Annotated in this window: 17 protein-coding genes; 5 read left to right on the top strand and 12 right to left on the bottom strand. The window is 44.7% G+C overall.

Annotated elements, in window-relative coordinates; genetic code table 11:
- Nucleotides 1-97: 97 nt before the first annotated feature.
- The 7 genes from rpsA to NX845_RS00375 all read right to left on the bottom strand — a co-directional run bounded on the left by rpsA (nucleotide 98) and on the right by NX845_RS00375 (nucleotide 8,870).
- Nucleotides 98-1,768, bottom strand: a complete 1,671-nt coding sequence (gene rpsA / locus NX845_RS00405; protein ID WP_017057038.1) for a 30S ribosomal protein S1 — start codon at nucleotides 1,766-1,768, stop codon at nucleotides 98-100.
- A gap of 106 nt (nucleotides 1,769-1,874) precedes the next feature.
- Complete coding sequence (gene cmk / locus NX845_RS00400) at nucleotides 1,875-2,555, bottom strand: (d)CMP kinase (RefSeq protein ID WP_017060237.1); 681 nt, start codon at nucleotides 2,553-2,555, stop codon at nucleotides 1,875-1,877.
- 279 nt (nucleotides 2,556-2,834) lie between these two features.
- Entirely contained in the window at nucleotides 2,835-3,581 is a 747-nt protein-coding gene (gene kdsB, locus NX845_RS00395; RefSeq protein WP_004736427.1) for a 3-deoxy-manno-octulosonate cytidylyltransferase, read from the bottom strand.
- Nucleotides 3,581-3,760 (bottom strand): Trm112 family protein, encoded by a 180-nt coding sequence (locus NX845_RS00390; protein WP_004736429.1) that lies wholly within the window; start codon nucleotides 3,758-3,760, stop codon nucleotides 3,581-3,583. Before NX845_RS00390 ends, kdsB begins: the two co-directional genes overlap by 1 nt.
- The gene (gene lpxK / locus NX845_RS00385; RefSeq protein ID WP_065681196.1) at nucleotides 3,741-4,748 is read right to left on the bottom strand and encodes a tetraacyldisaccharide 4'-kinase; all 1,008 of its coding nucleotides are present in this window, start codon (nucleotides 4,746-4,748) and stop codon (nucleotides 3,741-3,743) included. Before lpxK ends, NX845_RS00390 begins: the two co-directional genes overlap by 20 nt.
- Before the next feature lie 14 nt (nucleotides 4,749-4,762).
- On the bottom strand, nucleotides 4,763-6,511 hold the full coding sequence (msbA, locus tag NX845_RS00380; protein WP_054541053.1) for a lipid A ABC transporter ATP-binding protein/permease MsbA: 1,749 nt from the start codon (nucleotides 6,509-6,511) through the stop codon (nucleotides 4,763-4,765).
- Nucleotides 6,512-6,542: 31 nt separating this feature from the next.
- Entirely contained in the window at nucleotides 6,543-8,870 is a 2,328-nt protein-coding gene (locus NX845_RS00375; protein ID WP_065681195.1) for a DNA internalization-related competence protein ComEC/Rec2, read from the bottom strand.
- Nucleotides 8,871-8,887: 17 nt separating this feature from the next.
- On the opposite strand from NX845_RS00375, the gene NX845_RS00370 reads away from it, so the two are divergent.
- Nucleotides 8,888-9,400, top strand: coding sequence for a DUF2062 domain-containing protein (locus NX845_RS00370; protein ID WP_017078948.1), 513 nt, complete (start codon nucleotides 8,888-8,890; stop codon nucleotides 9,398-9,400).
- 192 nt (nucleotides 9,401-9,592) lie between these two features.
- On the opposite strand, the gene lolE is transcribed toward NX845_RS00370, so the two are convergent.
- The 3 genes from lolE to lolC are packed head-to-tail and all read right to left on the bottom strand — an operon-like array spanning nucleotide 9,593 to nucleotide 12,731.
- Nucleotides 9,593-10,837 carry a lipoprotein-releasing ABC transporter permease subunit LolE gene (lolE, locus tag NX845_RS00365; protein WP_065681194.1) on the bottom strand — a complete coding sequence of 415 codons (1,245 nt, stop codon included), beginning with the start codon at nucleotides 10,835-10,837 and terminating at the stop codon, nucleotides 9,593-9,595.
- The gene (lolD, locus tag NX845_RS00360; protein ID WP_017083246.1) at nucleotides 10,838-11,530 is read right to left on the bottom strand and encodes a lipoprotein-releasing ABC transporter ATP-binding protein LolD; all 693 of its coding nucleotides are present in this window, start codon (nucleotides 11,528-11,530) and stop codon (nucleotides 10,838-10,840) included.
- Entirely contained in the window at nucleotides 11,523-12,731 is a 1,209-nt protein-coding gene (gene lolC, locus NX845_RS00355) for a lipoprotein-releasing ABC transporter permease subunit LolC (protein ID WP_065681193.1), read from the bottom strand. The genes lolD and lolC overlap by 8 nt, the downstream gene beginning before the upstream one ends.
- 227 nt (nucleotides 12,732-12,958) lie before the next feature.
- Between lolC and NX845_RS00350 the strand changes: the two genes are divergently transcribed.
- From NX845_RS00350 to NX845_RS00335, 4 genes are all read left to right on the top strand, one after another.
- Nucleotides 12,959-13,528: a hypothetical protein gene (locus NX845_RS00350; RefSeq protein WP_004736257.1), complete on the top strand. Its 570-nt coding sequence runs from the start codon at nucleotides 12,959-12,961 to the stop codon at nucleotides 13,526-13,528.
- A gap of 6 nt (nucleotides 13,529-13,534) precedes the next feature.
- Complete coding sequence (gene mfd, locus NX845_RS00345; RefSeq protein WP_065681192.1) at nucleotides 13,535-16,996, top strand: transcription-repair coupling factor; 3,462 nt, start codon at nucleotides 13,535-13,537, stop codon at nucleotides 16,994-16,996.
- Between the two features lie 63 nt (nucleotides 16,997-17,059).
- The gene (locus NX845_RS00340) at nucleotides 17,060-17,827 is read left to right on the top strand and encodes a peptidoglycan binding protein CsiV (RefSeq protein WP_065681191.1); all 768 of its coding nucleotides are present in this window, start codon (nucleotides 17,060-17,062) and stop codon (nucleotides 17,825-17,827) included.
- Between the two features lie 132 nt (nucleotides 17,828-17,959).
- Nucleotides 17,960-18,505, top strand: a complete 546-nt coding sequence (locus tag NX845_RS00335) for a GNAT family N-acetyltransferase (protein ID WP_065681190.1) — start codon at nucleotides 17,960-17,962, stop codon at nucleotides 18,503-18,505.
- A gap of 143 nt (nucleotides 18,506-18,648) precedes the next feature.
- Here NX845_RS00335 and NX845_RS00330 read toward each other — a convergent pair whose 3' ends face one another.
- Nucleotides 18,649-19,938: an NAD(P)/FAD-dependent oxidoreductase gene (locus tag NX845_RS00330; protein WP_004736261.1), complete on the bottom strand. Its 1,290-nt coding sequence runs from the start codon at nucleotides 19,936-19,938 to the stop codon at nucleotides 18,649-18,651.
- A gap of 511 nt (nucleotides 19,939-20,449) precedes the next feature.
- Complete coding sequence (gene ycfP, locus NX845_RS00325; protein WP_004736262.1) at nucleotides 20,450-20,989, bottom strand: alpha/beta hydrolase YcfP; 540 nt, start codon at nucleotides 20,987-20,989, stop codon at nucleotides 20,450-20,452.
- Between the last annotated feature and the right edge of the window lie 72 nt (nucleotides 20,990-21,061).

The following is a 21,061-nucleotide window of genomic DNA, read 5'->3' as shown; positions in this document are numbered from 1 at the left end:
TAGAAATTATAGACCTATCGGAAAAATAAGCAAAAAAAAAGGAGCCTTACGGCTCCTTTCTTGGCTATATAGCTATAATTCTCTTAACGAGAAGCTATTATTCGCCTTTAGCAGCTTTGAATGCGTCTGCCATTGCGTTACCGAACGCGCCTTCATCAGACTTGTTCAGTGAAGCCATTGCTTCTTGCTCATCAGCTTCATCTTTAGCTTTGATAGATAGGTTGATTACGCGGTTCTTACGGTCTACACCAGTGAACTTCGCTTCAACGCTGTCGCCAACGCTTAGGATTAGAGATGCATCTTCGATACGGTCACGAGAAACTTCAGAAGCGCGTAGGTAACCCTCAACGCCTTCGATTAGCTCGATAGTAGCGCCTTTCGCGTCAACTGCAGTTACAGTACCGTTTACAAGAACACCTTTCTTGTTGTCAGCAACGTATGCGTTGAACGGGTCGTTTTCCATTTGCTTAACGCCAAGAGAAATACGCTCACGCTCTGCATCTACTGCTAGAACAACAGCAGAGATTTCGTCGCCTTTCTTGTATTCACGTACAGCTTCTTCGCCGGCAGCGTTCCAAGAAATGTCAGATAGGTGTACAAGACCGTCGATACCGCCTTCTAGACCGATGAAGATACCAAAGTCAGTGATAGATTTGATCTTACCAGTAACTTTGTCGCCCTTAGCTTGCATTTCTGCAAATGACTGCCATGGGTTAGCTTTACACTGTTTCAGACCTAGAGAGATACGACGACGTTCTTCGTCGATATCAAGAACCATAACCTCAACTTCGTCGCCAACATTAACAACTTTAGAAGGGTGGATGTTCTTGTTAGTCCAATCCATTTCAGAAACGTGTACTAGACCTTCAACGCCTTCTTCGATTTCAACGAAGCAGCCGTAGTCAGTTAGGTTTGTAACACGACCAGAAAGCTTGTGACCTTCAGGGTAACGCTTAGCGATTGCTACCCATGGATCTTCGCCTAGTTGCTTAAGACCTAGTGAAACACGAGTGCGCTCACGATCGAACTTAAGAACTTTAACTAGGATTTCGTCACCAACGTTAACGATCTCTGATGGGTGCTTAACGCGCTTCCAAGCCATATCTGTGATATGTAGAAGACCGTCAACACCGCCAAGATCAACGAATGCACCGTAGTCAGTAAGGTTCTTAACGATACCTTTAACTTCAGTACCTTCTTGTAGAGTTTCAAGAAGTTCGTCACGCTCAACACTGTTTTCAGATTCGATAACAGCACGACGAGAAACAACAACGTTGTTACGCTTCTGGTCTAGCTTGATTACTTTGAACTCTAGCTCTTTGTTTTCTAGGTGAGCAGTGTCACGGATAGGACGTACGTCTACTAGAGAACCTGGAAGGAAAGCACGGATACCGTTAAGTTCAACAGTGAAACCGCCTTTAACTTTACCGTTGATGATACCAACAACAGTTTCAGCTTCTTCACAAGCTTTCTCAAGTACGATCCAAGCTTCGTGACGCTTAGCTTTCTCACGAGAAAGTTGAGTTTCACCGAAACCATCTTCAACAGCGTCTAGAGCTACGTCTACTTCAGCACCAACTTCAACTTCAAGTTCGCCAGCAGCGTTCTTGAATTGTTCAGCAGGGATAGCAGATTCAGACTTAAGACCAGCATCTACAAGAACGAAACCGTTCTCGATAGCTACTACAGTACCTTTAACGATGCTGCCTTGTTGGAATTCAGTTTCAGATAGAAACTCTTCAAAGAGTTGAGCAAAAGATTCAGTCATTATTTAATCTTCAATAATTAAACGTCCATGGGTATCCTACCGCATGGGGTTGATAAATTCGCCGGTCATCATCCTTGCGACCAACGTTCGTACTAGCTCGGCGAAATTACCCAGCCAGTTTCGATTCAATATAGTGTAGTGCTTTTTCTACTACCTGCTCAATATTCATTGAGGTGGAATCAAGCACTAGAGCATCCTCTGCAGGGCGAAGTGGCGCCACTGGGCGATTACGATCTCGGTCGTCTCGCTCTTGGATCTCGCTCAAAAGGTCGTCAAATTTAACATCTAACCCCTTCTGTTGCAACTGTTTAAGGCGGCGACTCGCACGCTCTTCAGCACTTGCATCTAAAAATATTTTCGCTTCAGCTTCAGGGAACACAACCGTTCCCATGTCACGGCCATCAGCAACCAAACCAGGTGCCGCGCTGAATGCGCGTTGACGACGAAGCAGAGCTTCACGAACGCGAGGTAAAGCGGCCACTTTTGAAGCTGCCATGCCGGTTTCTTCTTTACGAAGTTCACCAGACACATCTTCACCTTCTAGGATAACCTTAACTAAGTCGCCTTCAGCAATAAACTGCACGTCTAAGTGTGTCGCAAGCGGTACTAAAGCATCTTCTGATTCAGTATCCACACCATGGTGAATTGCCGCTAAAGCCAATACGCGATAGATCGCGCCTGAGTCTAGAAGATGAAAGCCTAGCTTATCTGCTAGCAACATACACAGGGTACCTTTACCTGCACCACTTGGTCCATCAACCGTAATCACTGGGCTTTGAGAAGGCATCTTTTACTCCACGTTTTGTCGTAAGTTTTATTCTGTACTAGCGATTCGCCACTACTTTATAGGCGGCATATTATAGAGAAAAATTGGAAGTCGAGCGAGGTAAATCTCAGATAATTCCGAGTTGATGATGCATAAACCAATGCAACCAGCCCAATATCCGTTTGCTTAGGTCAATACGCGAGCTTAGATCCATAAGAGACGTTCGCAATTTTCTATAGACATAAAAAAGCCTCACAATAAGCAAGGCTCAGCGGTGTTCTGTAAACAGCTCAAAGAAGCTTAGCCAATAATAGCTCGAACCGCTTCTAGATCTTCAGGCGTATCAACACCAGCAGCTGGCGCCTCTTCTGCAACTGCCACATGAATTTTTTCACCATACCAAAGCACTCGTAATTGCTCTAGGCATTCAATACGCTCAAGAGTACTAGGTTCCCAATTAATATAGGTATTGATAAAACCCGCTCGGTAAGCATAGATACCAATGTGACGAAGCAAAGGAGATTCCGCTGCAGTACCGTTGTTCGCGTAAGCATCTCGATCCCAAGGAATGGTTGCTCGACTGAAATACAAGGCGTAACCGTCTTTATCGGTTACAACTTTAACGGCATTAGGGTTAAACACTTCATCAGCATGAGTGATTTCCACACCGAGTGTTGCCATCGGAGCTGTACTGTTCGCAAGATTGTTAGCAACCTGATTAATGATCGCTGGTGGGATAAGTGGCTCATCACCTTGAACATTCACGATAATATGATCATCAGGAATCTTCATAACTTCAATCACTTCAGCTAGGCGTTCAGTACCTGACTCATGATTCGGTGATGTCATACAAACGGTCGCGCCAAATGCTTTAGCCGCTTTTTCAACTCGAGCGTCGTCGGTAGCGATAATAACGTTATCGGCACCCGCTTTCATTGACTGTTCATATACCCATTGAATCATCGGCTTTCCACCAATGTCAGCAAGCGGCTTCCCAGGTAAACGGCTCGATTGGTATCTCGCAGGTATAACAACCGTATAAGACATTACTTACCCTCATCCATAGAAACGGTGCGAGCTTCAGGTTCTAAAAGAACAGGAATACCCTCTTTAATTGGGTAAGCAAGGCGATCAATTTTACAAACAAGCTCTTGCTTATCCTTGTCAAAAGTTAGTTTACCTTTACATACAGGGCAAGCAACGATCTCAAGTAGACGGTGATCCATAGTATTCCATAACCTCTTTTATTCTTTTTAAAATTTGCTGTTGCGAATCTTCATCAAACTGCGCAGAAACTGGAAGATACCACCAGTTATCTTGAGCATATTCTTCGCATTTTACAGCGTCTTTTTCTGTCATAATCAGATTCATACCTTTCTTAGCTAAGGCATGAAGTTCATCTTTATCAAAATCTTGATGGTCGGCGAAGCCCTGTGTGAAAACCACATCACCATCAAGATCTTCCAATGTTTTAAAAAAGCGTGGTGGGTGACCAATACCAGCAAAAGCCACCAACTTCTGTAGTTCTGCTACCGATATTTTCTGACCAGTCTTTAGGTTAACGGCTTGGCTCGGTAGCAAAGACATAGAGAACTCTCGTCCTTGCACTTTACCGCCATTGTTAACCAAAAAGTCTACGTCATCTAAACGAGATATAGGCTCTCTTAACGGGCCTAAAGGAATTAGGCATTCGCTACCAAAGCGTCTAGCACCGTCGATAACCGCAAATTCAATATCACGTTCAAGTGCATAATGCTGAAGGCCATCATCCGTGATGATGACATCAACCCCTTCGCTCAACAAAGCCTTTACGGCGTTTGCACGCACAGGATCGACTGCGACAGGCGCACCAGTTCGCTTTCGAATTAAACGAGGTTCATCGCCAGAGTGTTCAGCAGGCGTGTTTTCATCCAATACTAACGGGTAGCTTGGCGCTTTTGCCCCATAACCTCGAGAAACCACTCCAGGCTTAAAGCCGTTAGCTTGAAGCATCTCAACTAACCAAATCACAACCGGTGTTTTACCATTGCCACCAGCGGTAATATTACCAACAACAATTACTGGTAAGGGCGGACGGTAGGTCTCTTTTTTACCGGATAGATAGGCGTCACGTCTTTGACCGCTGATCATTTTGAAAAGCAGACTCAATGGCCACAGTAGCGGCCAAAGAAGGTATTTTAACGGATGATTGTTAAACCAAATCTTTTCGATCACAACAAGGCCTAATCTTATCCGCTGAACTGAATTCGGTGGAGTTGTGCATAAGCGCCATCATGCGCGATTAGCTCCGCGTGTGCACCTCTTTCTACAATACGACCATCATCAACCACTAAGATCTCATCGGCTTGTTCGATAGTAGAGAGTCGGTGTGCGATAACTAATACTGTCTTGTCCTTTTGCAGCTCTTCTAACGCAGATTGGATCGCTCTCTCAGATTCAGTATCCAAAGCCGATGTGGCTTCATCAAGAATCAATACTGGAGCCTCTCTTAACAACGCTCTTGCAATAGCGATACGTTGTCTTTGCCCGCCAGATAAACTTGCCCCATTCTCACCAACAATCGTATCAATGCCGTTTTCCATGCCTTCGATAAATTCAGTAGCATGAGCAAGCTTAGCCGCGTGTTCGATTTGTTCGCGAGAATATTTAGCTTCTGCTGCGTAAGCAATGTTGTTGGCTACCGTATCGTTAAACAGGTGTACATTTTGAGAAACAAGCGCAAAGTGCTCACGTAGGTTTCTCAATTCGTAATCACGAATGTCGTGGCCATCAAGCTCGATAGAGCCTGAGTCTACATCATAAAAACGAGTAAACAGGTTCGCAATGGTACTCTTGCCCGAACCTGATCGCCCGACAAGTGCAACGGTCTTGCCTTTCGGTATATTAAAACTGACCTTATCAAGCGCTGGTTTCTCAGCACCTTGGTAAGTAAATGTCACATCTTTTACTTCGACTTCACCCGCTACGGTTTTAGGCTTCAACGTACCTTTATTTTGTTCCGTATCTAGATCCATCAAACCAAATAGGGTCGTACTCGCTGCCATACCGCGTTGGAATTCAGACGTTACATTGGTTAAGGCTTTCAAGGGGCGTAATAAGCCAAACATCGCGGAGAACACAACTGTAAACGTACCTGCCGTTAGCTCAGCTTTAATTGAATCAACACTCGCGAGGAAGAGAACAACAACAATCGCAATTGAGGCAATCATCTGAATAATTGGGTTAGCGGCAGCTTGAGCCGTTACCAGCTTCATGCTTTGTTGGCGCATCTGGTTACTAACGGTATCAAAACGGCCTCTTTCTAGCTCTTGACCACCGTAAGTTAGAACCACTTTATGACCTTTCAGCATTTGTTCTGCTGAAGAAGCAACATGTCCCATGCTGGTTTGCATGTTCTTAGAAATTTTTCTGAATCGCTTTGATACAATACTAATTGCCCAAGCAACAAAAGGAGCGACAGCAAATAGAACTAAAGACAACTGCCAGCTATTCCAGAACATTAGCGTCAGCAAGCCAATGATGCTGGCACCTTCACGCACGATACTCACCAAAGCTTTACTGGTCGCAGCTGACACTTGTTCTGAATCGTAAGTAATTCGAGATAGTAGTGCGCCCGTCTGCTCTTTATCAAAGAAAGAAACAGGCATGTGCATAAAGTGGCTAAAGATCTTACGACGAATTTCCATGACCACATTGCCAGAAACCCAACTGAGGCAATAGGTTGAAACAAAACCACTGACGCCACGAACAAACATCATAACAAATATGATAATTGGAAGTGTACGTAGGAAGTCTGACTCAGCGTTACCAAAACCTTCATCAAGCAGAGGCTTCAGTAAAGAAATCATATAGGTATCAGAGACGGCATTTATAATAAGCGCAATAACCGCAACACCAAGGCCGGCCTTATACAGTCGAATATAAGTCCAAAGTCTTTTAAATGTGACCCAGGTAGTTTCATCTGTTTGTGTTGACATAGAATCGCTTAATTTTCTCACAATAATCTATCTATTCTACTCCCTTACGAAGCATCTGCCTATACCACTGCCTGCCTTGTTGTTCTCTAATCGTATGATATTTCCAACCTTCCTTACTGATAGTGATGGTTATTTGTCCGCTTTCTCCGGTATCAAGCCAAGCACTACCCGTTTCATGATAACGTTCAATCACAGATTTGCTGGGCATTCCCCACTGATTACCTTTGGCCAAAGAAGCGATTGCTAACTGAGGTGAAACTGCCTCAATAAACGGCTTAATCGACGACGAATTACTACCATGATGCGGGACAAGCATCACGTCACTCTTGAGCCGCCGACCTTCACGAGTAAGTAGCCACTCACTTACCCGTTCAATATCACCAGTGAGCAACATCGAGAACTCTGAATTGGGCTCAAAAATCCTGACCACACACGAATGTGGGTTGTACGCCCTCTTTACTCTTTGAGGTGGCCATAAAACCTCAAACTCTAGACCCTGCCAGTTCCACACCTCTCCAAAAGTACATGTTTGGATATTCGACTGAACTTGAACAGTCGATTGTGTTTGTTGATTGATATTCTGACTGGCTCTTATCCACTTAGGATTGTAGTTTTCAAGTAACGCCGGATAGCCACCAGCATGGTCAGAATCGAAATGACTCACTATCACACCTTCCACCTCATGAACTCCTCTCTGATTCAAGGTGGGAATCAGCAAGGATTCAACAATCGAACCTCCCTGCCACGCGTTGCCGAGATCGTAAACAACGACCCGATTGTTCTTTTCCAAAACTAAAGACAACCCATGCCCAACATCCAAGATATCGATTGTTAATTTGTTTTGCTGCTTACCGAACTCCCACCACAGTACATACACTGCAATGACCAATATTGATAGTGTTCGTTTGAGATATCGACTGACGAACCCGAAAAATAAGATGAGGAATACAGACAACGCCATACTGTGATTATCAACTTGAATCCAAAATCGTTCAGAGAAAGGAAGGCTATATACGAGAGGATCAAGCGACAAGTCGACCAACATCCATAGCTGTTCAGAAAAACCATTGCTTAACGCTGTCAAACTCATCACCTCAGACACTGACTCCAATATTAAGCTAAGTAACATCGCAAGAAACAGTAGCGGGATCGTCACCATTGATACCCAAGGCAAAAGGAGCAAGTTGTAGAGAACAGAGACTAGACTCACCCCTTTGAAAAACAGTATCGAAAAGGGAGCAATAAGAAATGTCAGCATCAGCTGAATCTTGATGAGCTGCAGCAATCGATCGATAAGAGTGGCGTTTGAAGATGATGGCCGACTATTCAAGGCGATATAAATAACGGCACCCAACGCACCAAAGGATAGCCAAAAGCTGCTCGACAATGCTGAAAACGGCCAAATCAGCAGAACCACGCACAGGCTTAAGACGACATACCGAAGCACACTGATATTTTGCCCACGCCACAAGAAATAGCTCGCGATAATACACATCACTAAAGCTCTCAAAGTTGGCAGCGTGAATCCAGCAAACCAACTATAGAAATAGGCTAAGCCGAGCCCGAATATTGTGGGAAACCAAAGAAATGAAGGTGAGAGTAACCTGAATACCTTTCCTACCTGATAGCCGATACCAAAGGCAATCCCAATATGTAGCCCCGAGATAGCCATCAAGTGAATCAAACCACTGCTTTTGAGCAAATCCCAACGCTGAGGATGGATAAGGTCTCGATAACCAAAACTCAAAGCCATAATGAGGTCTTGATTTGCTAACTCACTTAACCTTTCAAGACGGTTTTCAAACCAATGAGACCGCATATTGGTATTGGTGTGAATTCGATATTTGGTATCGGCTCTGTAAGTTGCATTGGCAACCACACCGGTGCTAAACAAATACTTTTCTAGATCAAAGCCTGCTTCATTGAGTTTACCCCACACTGGTTTTATTGAGACTGATAAATAGACATCATCTCCGAGCGTCAACTTAAAAGGAGTAAACAAACGCAATTTTATCAATTGGGGAAAGATTAATTTTTCGCCGCCAATTGATCTGGCTACTATTACGCTTTCAAAACCGTGGCTATTTTCACTAAAAAGGCTAACAACCGAAGCATTTATGGTAGTATTCTGCCCTGATTGGAATAAGCGACTCGTTTGTATTTCAATCACATTCCCTAGGCAGATAACTAGTATCAATGCTGTTGCTAGACCTCTTGCACTCAGGAAAACGCTATACTTTGTTGATGCTAGCAGTAACAACAGCATCAATGGTGCCCAAACCCAATGTGGCATCACAGGCCAGAAGCTGGCAGACACAACTGTCGCAGCAAATGAAATCAAGAACCAAGTGTTAAACAAGAGAGTAGCTTCCTCCTATGCCAAGAAAGTTTATCAAACGATTTATGCCTGACCATGAGCTAATCAAGCGTCAGAAAGCATTGAAAGTTTTTGGCAATGTTTTGTACAACCCCAACTTATGGTGCCTTAATCGTCGCTCTGCGGCTGGTGCGTTCGCTGTTGGGTTATTCATGGCGTTTGTCCCTTTACCAAGTCAAATGATTATGTCTGCAGGTCTTGCGGTCGCATGTGGTGTTAACCTACCACTGTCTGTCGCACTGGTTTGGATAAGTAATCCTGTGACTATGCCGGTGCTGTTCTACTTTGCTTATAAAGTAGGCGCATTTGTGATGCATGTGCCGCCTCAAGCCTTTCATTTCGAACTGTCTTGGGATTTCATCTTGGCGCAAATGAGCACCATAGGACCTCCGTTCTTGCTAGGTTGTCTGATTTGTGGTGTGGTTTCTGCAATGGTTGGCTACTTTGGTATTCGCGGGTTATGGCGTTACTCAGTAGTAAGAAGCTGGAAGAAGCGACAAGCAAGGTACTGAACGACCGTTCCTTGTTATTCAATCTATCCTTGTATGCGCTTCTCTTAAAACGTACACAAGTTAAAGTCAGATGAACCACTGAACTCTGCAAGATTGACATGTAACGAAAGTCGTAAAGAACACGAATTGAATTCAATAAAAAGGGATCCCGCTGGGATCCTTTTTTGTATCGACTGAAAAACTGACGGCTTGTTATTTAGAACTCAGCACAGAGGCTGGATTCAACTTCGCTGCTCGTGATGCTGGGTACCATGTCGCAAGTAAACTCAGCACAATCGCAGTGCCGGAAACCACAACAACATCCGTCATATCAAGTTGTGATGGCAAGAAGTCAACAAAGTAGATATCACCGGACAAAAACTGGTGATCGACCAACTTTTCGAGCCCTTTGATAAGCGTAGTGAGATTAAGCGCCACCAAGACACCTATCGCACTCCCGACTAAGCTGCCTAACACACCCGAGAATACGCCCTGCCAAACAAAGATGCGTTTAACAAGGCCGTCTGATGCGCCCATGGTTCTTAAGATCGCGATCTCCGATGCTCTGTCTTTGACTGCCATCATTAAGGTCGAGACAATATTGAAACAAGCAACACCAATAACCAGTACCATCACCAGATACATAATGGTGCGAACCAACTGAATATCTCGATACAGGAAGCCAAACTTCTGTTGCCAACTTCGTAGATACACATACACATCAAGCTGGTTACCCACTTCACGCACAATAGAGTTCGCGTTCAGCACATCGGTCACTTTTAAAGAAACTCCAGTTACTGCCTCGCCTAAGTTTGCATAAGCTTGAGCATCGCCAATCGGGATTAGCGCCAAGCTGTGGTCGATCTGGCCATTAAGCGTCAGCAAGCCAACCACTTTCACTCGAACTCGTTTTGGCGCCTGAACTTTCACAGAACCGTTAACCGTTGGAATCATCAAAGTCAGATAGTCACCCACTTTCGCCCCCAACACGTTAGCCACACCAGAACCTAAGATGATTTGTTGTTGCCCTGCTTTAAACTCACTCCAAGCTTGTTTATCGATAAATTTCGATAGGCTTGATACCTGTTGTTCAAGTTGTGGGTCAACACCGCGAACTTCAATTGCTTTGAGTTCTTTGCCCTTTTCAGCAAGCGCGGTAATTTTTACATAGGGTGCTGCAGCTACAACTTTATCATTTTTCACCGACTGCTCAATCACGTGATCCCAGCGAGTCACTGGTTCATTTACACCCTCGAATTCACCATGTGGAATAACGGAAAGTACACGCGACTCAAGCTCTCGCTCAAAGCCATTCATTGCAGACAAACCGATAATGATCACTGCCACACCAACGGCAATACCAATCGTCGAAGACAAAGAGATGAACGACACCATTTTGTCTCGTTGTTTCGCTCGGCTAAATCGGCCACCTATCAATAGAGATAAAGAAGAAAACACTTAGCTCTCCTCTTTTTCTACGTTGACCAATAAACCATCTTGCATGTGAAGCTGGCGATCCATCTTACCTGCAAGTTCACCATCATGAGTTACTACCAAAAAGGCCGTGTCGTACTCGCGGTTTAGTTCACGCATTAAGTCGTAAATAGAAAGTGCTGTGTTGTGATCAAGGTTGCCGGTAGGCTCATCCGCCAACACCAAAGCCGGTTTATTGACTAAAGCTCGAGCAATCGCCACACGTTGCCTCTCACCACCAGAAAGCTCTGAAGGTCGGTGGTCAACACGATGACTCAATCCAACTTTATCCAAAAGACGTTGCGCCTCTTCTTTTGCTTTAGCTGGCTTTTCACCACCAATTAGCAGCGGCATTGCCACGTTTTCTAACGCTGAAAAGTCCGAAAGAAGATGATGGAATTGATAAACAAAGCCAAGATGCTGGTTACGAAGCTTCGCCTGCTTATTTGAGCTCAAAGATGCTAAGTCTTGTCCGAGAAAGCTCACGCTGCCGTCAGACGCATCATCCAATGCCCCTAAAATATGCAATAACGTACTCTTACCGGAACCAGAGGTACCAATGATAGCGACTAGCTCACCCTTTTCGATTTCAAAGCTGACTCCCTTGAGAACCTCAGTATCTAACGAGCCTTCACGGTACGTTTTACGGATATCATTACATTGAAGAAAATTACTCATAACGAAGGGCCTCAGCAGGTTTCACAGACGATGCACGATAAGATGGGAATACAGTGGCAATCAAGCTAAGTGCAATAGCCAGAACCACAACAACAGCGATTTGAATTGGGTTAATTAAAATTGGCAACTGTCCACCAAATGAAAACAGAGCAACACCCATCGCCTCTAAAATAGTATTGAGGTTCATCGCTAGAGCAACGCCTAACACGCCACCTGATAGGGCACCAATCACGCCGCTACTTGCGCCTTGAACCATGAATATCCCCATAACTTGACCATCGGTCATGCCTTGGGTTTTAAGGATAGCCACTTCAGACTGCTTCTCCATCACCACCATGATAAGTGCCGAAATAATATTGAAAGCAGCAACACCGATGATCAGCCCAAGCATTAAGCCCATCATATTTTTTTCCATTCGAACGGCCTGGAATAACTCACCACGTTGGTCTCGCCAATCACTCCACAACCAACCTTCAGGTAGCTTTTGGTTTGATAGTTTCGCCACTTCAAACGGGTCTTCAAAGAACAAGCGCCAGCCTGAAATGGTATCGGATTTATAGCGCATCAAACGCCCAGCATCTTTAATATCTGTCACCATCAGTTGAGCATCAATATCAGAACCTGTATTGAAGATGCCTGCTACCGTGAAATTTCGCTGGCTAGGAATACGTCCGAGCGGTGTGTATTGACTGGCACTGGTCACCATCAGGCGAACTTTGTCACCCATAGATACCTTCAAATTTCTCGCCAAGGTATGGCCAAGAAATAGCTGATACTGACCCGCTTTAAGTGAAGACAATCTACCCGCAATCAAGTGGTTCTGAAGAGGGTCATCTGAATTAGGTTCAATGCCGATCAACAGACCTGCAGATAACTGAGCAGGACTTTGAATTACCGCTTCGCTGCGAACAATAGGTTCAACGTGACCATTGAGCGACATTTGCTCTGCAAAATTAGGCGCTTGAGCAGAAAGTGATGTTGTGCCTCCCTGCTCGTAAACGACGGCTTGAGGAAGGACACCGAGAATTCGGTCTTTTAACTGCGCTTCGAATCCATTCATTACCGATAAAACAGTAACCAAAGACAGCACACCAATGGTGATACCTGCCGTCGACATATAAGAAACAAAACGGCTAAAGCGATCACCTGAACGACCTTTCAAATAGCGCAGGCCAACAAACAACGAAATAGGATGAAACATACTTTGAACCATCTAAAGGGGATGCGGGTTAATGTAACGGGTATTGCTGTTACTGTGTAGGGGTTAATTGAAAATATAGAGTGAATTAACTCAATTAGTTAGGCTTGAAAAACAGAACCTTGTCAAATAGCCAGATTTCAAACAACTATTTGAGACTTTCAATTAACTGACCTTGATTACTGCGGCCACATAGCGATAATCAATAGATCACTTCAAGGAACTAACGCATGACAGAACAAGAGTTTTTCACCGTTCACCACAGCCTCACCGCGAATATTGAACCAATGGACAGCGGCTTCACTTTACCTTCTCAAATTCAATTCGAATCTGAGATCCCTGCCCCGTTTGTCGTGGCAAGTGAATTTAGCCAATTGGATCTATTAGCTGACAGTGCTCGCAACGAATTGAAAAACAGCGACTTGAAGAATGTCATCAGTTTATTGGATGCACAGAACTCTAAATTAAACCTCTTGTTGAGCTTTATGTTATCGCAACAAGATGATGAACAATTTCGTACCCACACGTATTCATTTGGCGCGAGTCAGTTCTCTTGTTTTTCCAAAACAGATATCGAAGCGGGTCGCTTAGTTAAAGCTAAGCTATTTATCGAGCACCCAGCCGCCGCTATTTATTGCTACGCAGAAGTCTTCGCTAGCGAACCAAAAGATTCAGGCTTCGAAATCAAATTCAAATACGCTCATCTTCGTGATACTGACCAAGACTTGTTGATCAAAGCTGCGCTTCATCAACAACAAAAGCTCTTACGTCAACGCTCTCTAGAACGAGATAACAAGTAAATAGACATGACAAAACAATCCATTTTTACACTACCTAAGCTCAAAGGTGCCGGTGATAAAAAACACATCGGTAACCTAGTTGGTTCATCTCTCGCGCTTGCTATCGCTAGACTTGCGGAGCAGCATAAAAGCCATACTTTACTTGCAGTGCCCGATCCTCAAATCGCACTCAAGCTTCAATCAGAAATTGAACAGTTTACGTCACATGAAGTGGCGCTATTCCCTGATTGGGAGACTCTGCCATACGACAGCTTCTCACCGCACCAAGAGATCATTTCTGACCGTATAGCGCGACTTTATGCACTGCCAACCTTAAAAGATGGCATCACGATCGTACCAATCAGCACGCTACTACAACGTCAGTCGCCACGTGACTTCTTGTTGCAGCACACCTTAATGGTGAAAACGGGCGATCTGTACTCGTTAGAGAAGCTGCGTCTTCAACTTGAAAAGTCTGGCTATCGTTACGTAGACCAAGTGTTTGGCCCGGGTGAGTATGCGAGCCGAGGTTCAATTCTCGACTTGTTCCCAATGGGCAGCAAAGACCCATATCGTATCGACTTCTTCGATGACGAGATCGACACCATTCGTACTTTCGATCCTGAAAATCAGCGCTCTATCGAAGACATCTCTGAGATCCGTTTGCTGCCAGCTCACGAGTTCCCAACCTCTGAAAGTGCTATTGAAGATTTCCGCATTCGCTGGCGCCAACAGTTTGATGCGCGCCGTGAACCAGAATCGGTTTATATGCAGGTTTCAAAAGGCACTTGGCCCGCAGGTATTGAATACTGGCAGCCGCTATTCTTCGACCATGCTGAAACCTTGTTTGATTATGTTGCCGATGAAGCGCAAATCCTCGTTCTAGGTGATGTCGAGACCGCGGTAGATTCATTCCTAACAGACGTTTCTCATCGATACGAACAACGCGGTGTTGACCCGTTACGACCACTGCTGAAACCAGAACAACTTTGGCTACAAAAAGACGAACTGTTCGCACATTTCAAACAAAAGCCACAGGTCAATCTGAGCTTAGATTCAATTGAAGAAAAAGCCGGACGTACCAACCTTCCGGTTGTGTCTCTGCCTGATCTCAGCGTTCAACATCAGAATAAAGAACCTTTGTCTAACCTAAGAAAGTTCACTGAAGCCTTCGACGGCAAAGTAGTCTTTTCGGTTGAATCTGAAGGCCGCCGTGAAGCACTGAGTGAATTGCTTCGAGGCATCAAAGTACGACCAAGTGAAGTTGAAAACCTCGACGCGGCGATTAAAGGTAAAGATAAGTTCACCCTGATCCTAGGTTCTGCTGAGCACGGCTTTATCCACGAAGAGCAAAACATCGCCCTTGTCTGTGAAAGCGACCTGTTAGGTGATCGTGTTGTACAACGTCGTAAGAAAGACAAGAAAAGCGTTAACAGCGACACTGTAATTCGTCACTTAGCCGAACTTAAACCGGGTCAACCTGTGGTTCACATTGACCACGGTATTGGTCGCTACATCGGCCTGCAAACACTTGAAGCAGGTGGCATGAAAACCGAATACGTAACGCTTGAGTATCAAAATGACGCCAAGCTCTACGTGCCTGTTGCTTCTTTAAACTTAATCGGCCGCTACTCTGGCGGCGCTGAAGACTCTGCACCACTGCATAAGTTAGGTGGTGAAGCATGGCAAAAAGCTCGTAAGCGCGCCGCAGAGAAAGTTCGTGACGTTGCAGCCGAACTGCTTGATGTTTACGCTAAACGTGAACTAAAACCTGGCTACAAGTTTGTACTCGACCGTGGCCAATACGCGACCTTCAAGTCTGGCTTCCCGTTTGAAGAAACGGATGACCAAGCAATGGCCATCAATGCTGTTATGTCGGATATGTGCCAAGCCAAAGCCATGGACCGTTTAGTGTGTGGTGATGTTGGCTTTGGTAAAACCGAAGTCGCGATGCGCGCAGCATTCGTTTGTACCGACAACAGCAAACAAGTAGCCGTGTTAGTTCCAACGACGCTACTTGCTCAGCAACACTTTGAAAACTTCCGAGACCGTTTCGCGAACCAACCGATACGTGTCGAAGTTCTGTCGCGATTTAAATCAGCTAAAGAACAGAAATTGATCATGCAAGATGTTGCCGACGGTAAGGTCGACATCTTAGTGGGCACTCACAAGCTGCTTTCCAGTGACCTTAAGTTTAAAGACCTTGGCTTGTTAGTCGTCGATGAAGAACACCGCTTCGGTGTGCGCCAAAAAGAGAAAGTGAAGGCGATGCGCGCGGATGTCGATATCCTCACGCTAACCGCGACACCGATTCCGAGAACGTTGAATATGGCAATGAGCGGTATGCGTGACTTGTCGATCATCGCCACACCACCCGCACGACGCTTAGCAATAAAGACTTTTGTCCGTGAGAGTGATGACGCGATAGTCAGAGAAGCGGTACTGCGTGAAATCATGCGTGGTGGTCAAGTTTACTTCCTGCACAACCAAGTCGACACGATTGAAAAGACGGCTGAGTCACTGCAAAAACTGATTCCAGAAGCGCGTGTCACCGTTGCCCATGGTCAGATGCGAGAGCGAGAGCTAGAACGCATCATGAATGACTTCTATCACCAGCGTTTTAACTTGCTAGTGTGTACCACCATCATCGAAACGGGTATCGACGTACCAACGGCAAATACCATCTTAATGGACAGAGCCGATAACCTTGGTTTAGCGCAACTGCACCAATTGCGTGGGCGTGTGGGTCGATCTCACCACCAAGCTTATGCCTACTTGCTAACACCTCCCCCGAAAGCAATGACCAAAGATGCCATCAAGCGATTAGACGCCATTGCTTCACTTGAAGACTTAGGTGCAGGCTTTACGCTAGCAACCCACGACTTAGAGATTCGTGGTGCAGGTGAACTACTCGGTGATGAACAGAGTGGTCAAATCCAGTCGGTTGGCTTTACGCTTTACATGGAGATGCTTGAACAAGCGGTTGAGGCATTAAAAGAGGGACGAGAGCCATCGCTTGATGACCTACTGCGTGAACAAACTGAAATTGAGATGCGCCTACCTGCACTGTTACCTGATGACTACATCCCAGACATCAATACACGTTTGTCTACCTATAAGCGTATTGCGAGTGTGAGTGACACGGACGAATTGGCCGAGTTGAAAGTCGAGCTGATTGATCGCTTCGGCCTTCTACCTGATGCTACCAAAAACTTGTTGTCAGTTTCTGAGCTAAAATTAGCCGCGGCGTCAATCAAAGCGAAGAAAATTGAAGCTCACGATAAAGGTGGATTCTTAGAATTCTACCCAGATGCTGACATAAACCCGGCCTACCTTGTTAAACTGTTGCAATCTCAACCGCAAAAGTTTTCAATGGAAGGACCAACAAAGTTCAAGTTTACGATACCATTGGTCGACAGACGGAAACGAATTCAATTTGTTAGTGATTTATTGGGCGAATTCAGACAGAACTTGCTGCCTTCAGCATAAGACCCAATCCACTTGCACATATAAATTATCCAGCCGATAGATCGGCTGGAAGACGGAGTAAAAATGAAAAGACTGATCCCACTGCTACTATTGTTCGTCTCACTGCCAAGTTTGGCGCAGAGACAATTTGATATAGAAGTGATCATTTTTAAGCGTGCTGTTGATGCAGAAAAAGTGAATGAATCTTGGCCTAACACACAGCCTAAGATTTCACTTGAGCGCGTTGGTTCATTTCAAGATACCCAATACCGAGCAAAGAAAGGCGTTCAAATGCTTCCTTACTCGGAATACAAGTTAACGCCTCAGAAAGACAAGCTACGTAAACACGCTGGTTTTGAAGTGCTAATGCATACCGCTTGGCGTCAGGGCGACCAAGGTAAGAGCTCGGCACCTGTATTCCACATTCAAGCAGGCAAAGATTTCTCTAAAGACTTCAACGCTGACGGTTCTGAAAAAGGCGCAATCACTGCAGGCAGCGCTGATGGGTTCCAAGAAGAAACCATTGATAAGCCACTTTACGAATTAGACGGCAAGCTGCAAATCTACGTTCAGCATTACCTCTACGCTGAAACAACATTGGATTTGAAAGCGCCGAGCGTTCGTGAAGTGACTCTTCAAGAGCAACAAATCGATCTAGATTCACCAGTAAGTGGCGCCGAAAGCAATGTTCAAGTGGGCAACCTCACTGAAATCTCTCCGACGGTTGAAGTGGAAGAGTTCCTTAAGAGCTACCGCATGGACCAAAAACGTCGTATGCGCAGTACTGAGACTCACTACCTCGATCACCCGCTTCTTGGTATGGTGATTCAAGTTCGACGTGTGGCGCAGTAAGTTACTTGCCGATTCGGCTATAATTATATAAATAATTCAATCCGCCCTCCTAGTGAGGGCGTTTTATTAAGTGCTATCTTTATTCTGTACTGGATCCTTTGTTCAGTACTTACATGTAATTCGGTATTTCCTATGAGCCCTGACTTTCAGATCAATACACAAAATCTCAGCCTCAAAATTATTGAAGCCTCAGGCGCTCAAGAATTTTCTCAGCTGGTTAAGTCCTCCCCGAGTTTATTGCCATGGCTCGACTGGTGTCATAGCGAGTTTTCTATCATCGAGGCCGAGAAATTCATTCTGGCAACTCGCTTAAACTGGGTTAAAGCCGAAGCGTTTGGCTTTGGTATCTTCGAGCGAAAAAGCAATAAGTTAGTCGGTATGGTGGCCATTAATGAGCTTTACCACACCTTTAACATGGCAAGTTTAGGTTATTGGGTGGGTGATGAATTTCAAAGAAAAGGGATAGCCAAGGAAGCGATGATTGCCTTATTTGAATTTTGCTTCGCACTGCTCAAGTTAACGCGTTTGGAGATTGTCTGCGATACAGAGAACCTACCCAGCCAAAATCTGATCGAGAAATGTGGCGCTGAACGCGAAACCATTGCTAAGAATCGCTTTATCTTTAACGGTAAGCCGAAAGATGGCGTGGTTTATTCCGTGCTACCTCCAACCTCTTAACAGCTTAACAGCTTAACAGCTTAACAGCTTAACAGCTTAATAGAGTAACAATCCGTCACAACACGCAGTCGACACGATCAAAAAAAGAGCTCCGAAGAGCTCTTTTTTATTATCAGCGTAATGACCTTAGAAGGCTTACCTGATTAGTGAAGCTTTAGGTTTGGACGAAGTACACGGTTAATACGACCAACTAACATCATCAGCGATGTTTTAATTAGTCCGTGAAGTGCCATCTGGTGCATACGGTACAAAGAGATGTAAACGATACGAGCAATACGACCCTCAACCATCATCGAACCTTTTGTTAGGTTACCCATTAAACTACCTACCGTAGAAAATCGGCTTAGCGAAACAAGTGAGCCTTTATCTTTGTAGATGTAATCTTTCAGGTCGCGGCCGTTTAACTTAGCAATGATATTGCTAAACGCACAACTTGCCATCTGGTGAGCCGCTTGTGCACGTGGTGGAACGAATGAACCGTCTGCTTGCGTACATTGCGCTAAGTCACCAATAGCAAAGATGTTGTCATCAAGCGTAGTTTGTAGCGTGTTTTTCACAACCAACTGGTTGATACGGTTCGTCTCAAGACCACCGATATCTTTCATGAAATCTGGCGCTTTAATGCCTGCAGCCCAAACCATGATTTGTGCTGGGATCTTCTCACCATCTTTAGTCGTTAGGCCGTCAGCATCAGCTTGTGTAACCATTGTAGTCGTACGCACAGTTACACCAAGCTTCGTAAGCTCAGAGTGTGCTGCACTCGAAATACGAGGAGGTAAGGCTGGAAGAATACGCTCACCCGCTTCAACAAGGTTAACGTTCAGCTTGCTTGAATCTAGATCGCCAAAGCCATAAGTACGAAGCTCTTTAACCGCGTTGTGCAGTTCTGCAGAAAGCTCAACACCTGTCGCGCCAGCACCAACAATAGCAATATCTACTGTGCCTTGGCCGTTCTTAGCGTGAAGCTTTAAGAACTGGTTGTTCATTTCTGTACGGAAACGGTGCGCTTGTTCTGGACTATCAAGGAAAATACAGTTGTCGCGAACGCCTGGTGTGTTGAAGTCGTTTGACGTTGAGCCTAGCGCCATCACAAGAATATCGTATTCAAGTTCACGGCTTGGCATAAGCAGTTCACCGTGATCATCTTTCAGTTCGCTCAGGGCGATCACTTTACGTTCACGATCGATGTCGTTCAGGCTGCCCATTTGGAAATCGAAGTAATGGTTTTTTGCGTGTGCGCGGTAGCTTAACGCATCAACACCCTCGTCCAATGAACCCGTTGCTACTTCATGAAGTAATGGTTTCCATAGGTGGCTTGCTTTACGATCTACCAGAGTAATCTGGGCACGCTTTTTACGACCTAAAGTGCGGCCTAGCTTAGTTGCTAGTTCTAAACCACCAGCTCCACCGCCTACTACGATAATTTTTGTCACAATGACAATCCTCTACAAAATGAATAAATGGGGTTCGGCTCGATTACTCCAACCGATAAATTCTATGTATCTACTCGGCCTTGAATGCGAAGGCTGTTACAAATTGGATTACCGCGAAAAAGAATAACGACAGCTCACCGAGTAGTTAGAGGGGTTACAAGCAACAAACATTGGCTTGCCGCTTTGCTCACTTGGATAAAAAAGGTGACTACCTGAGAGGTAGAGCACAAATAATGGGCAAGTTTTATCACTCGCTCTCAATTTTTCTTGATATTTATCAAAATATTTTGCTTGGGAACATTATATATAGCAAAAAGATGACCGCAACAAAAATCCTTACCCACAATGAGGATTCGCGGCGAATTAGTTAACGTTTGCGCAAACTTATCTTTAAATGCTCAAACTCTTCAAAAAATAACTACAACCATTTGATTAATGTTCGGCTCTTGGGTTCAGATGTAAAAAAAGCAGCACTCAACTGAGTGCTGCTTTTATAAAATAACTGGAATAATTAAGCGTTTTTAAACGCTTTCATTGTCTTCAAGTGCTGAGAGATTTTTTTGAACTTATGACTCTCTTTTTCGTCCCAGATGACATCATAATAATCTTCTAACGCGGCAGCTGTTTTGGTATTGTCGTGAATCTCATCTTCACGAGAAAGCACCACTAAACAGCGACCTTTGTTCTTCATACGATATTGAGCAACACACTTAGTCGCGATGTCTTCGTATTCTTCTGGACGGTCAATTCGACCTACCATGTTGTTCTCAGGGTGCAGATTCGGATTGAACACCACCTGCTTAATACCACATAAGAAACCAATACGTTCAGACCAAAAACCACCTAAGCCTACACCACAAATGATCGGATGCGGGTCATCGGATTGCTCTATCACTTTATGCACTTCTTTTAGCAAATGTTGCATATCGTGTTTTGGATGCAAAGTACTGTAGTTGATGAAACGAACGTCATCATCAATGAATTGCAACTGCAGTATTTTTTCGTGATTGCCCGGGCTAGTTGAGTCGAAGCCATGTAGATAAATAATCATTAGTACCTCCTTGTTGAATATTGGTACGTTTTAATTAATCTAACATGAAAAATAAGGTTTTAAAGGGAACAC

The sequence above is a fragment of the Vibrio sp. NC2 genome, from assembly GCF_025195005.1.
Classification (GTDB): domain Bacteria; phylum Pseudomonadota; class Gammaproteobacteria; order Enterobacterales; family Vibrionaceae; genus Vibrio; species Vibrio splendidus.
This window is presented reverse-complemented; position numbering and strand designations above follow the sequence as displayed.

What these genes read in the sequence shown, in the direction of transcription:
- rpsA (WP_017057038.1), bottom strand. Translation starts at nt 1,768, where the DNA reads ATGACTGAATCTTTTGCTCAACTCTTTGAAGAGTTTCTATCTGAAACT.
- cmk (WP_017060237.1), bottom strand. Translation starts at nt 2,555, where the DNA reads ATGCCTTCTCAAAGCCCAGTGATTACGGTTGATGGACCAAGTGGTGCA.
- kdsB (WP_004736427.1), bottom strand. Translation starts at nt 3,581, where the DNA reads ATGTCTTATACGGTTGTTATACCTGCGAGATACCAATCGAGCCGTTTA.
- NX845_RS00390 (WP_004736429.1), bottom strand. Translation starts at nt 3,760, where the DNA reads ATGGATCACCGTCTACTTGAGATCGTTGCTTGCCCTGTATGTAAAGGT.
- msbA (WP_054541053.1), bottom strand. Translation starts at nt 6,511, where the DNA reads ATGTCAACACAAACAGATGAAACTACCTGGGTCACATTTAAAAGACTT.
- NX845_RS00370 (WP_017078948.1), top strand. Translation starts at nt 8,888, where the DNA reads ATGCCAAGAAAGTTTATCAAACGATTTATGCCTGACCATGAGCTAATC.
- lolD (WP_017083246.1), bottom strand. Translation starts at nt 11,530, where the DNA reads ATGAGTAATTTTCTTCAATGTAATGATATCCGTAAAACGTACCGTGAA.
- lolC (WP_065681193.1), bottom strand. Translation starts at nt 12,731, where the DNA reads ATGTTTCATCCTATTTCGTTGTTTGTTGGCCTGCGCTATTTGAAAGGT.
- NX845_RS00350 (WP_004736257.1), top strand. Translation starts at nt 12,959, where the DNA reads ATGACAGAACAAGAGTTTTTCACCGTTCACCACAGCCTCACCGCGAAT.
- mfd (WP_065681192.1), top strand. Translation starts at nt 13,535, where the DNA reads ATGACAAAACAATCCATTTTTACACTACCTAAGCTCAAAGGTGCCGGT.
- NX845_RS00340 (WP_065681191.1), top strand. Translation starts at nt 17,060, where the DNA reads ATGAAAAGACTGATCCCACTGCTACTATTGTTCGTCTCACTGCCAAGT.
- NX845_RS00335 (WP_065681190.1), top strand. Translation starts at nt 17,960, where the DNA reads ATGAGCCCTGACTTTCAGATCAATACACAAAATCTCAGCCTCAAAATT.
- ycfP (WP_004736262.1), bottom strand. Translation starts at nt 20,989, where the DNA reads ATGATTATTTATCTACATGGCTTCGACTCAACTAGCCCGGGCAATCAC.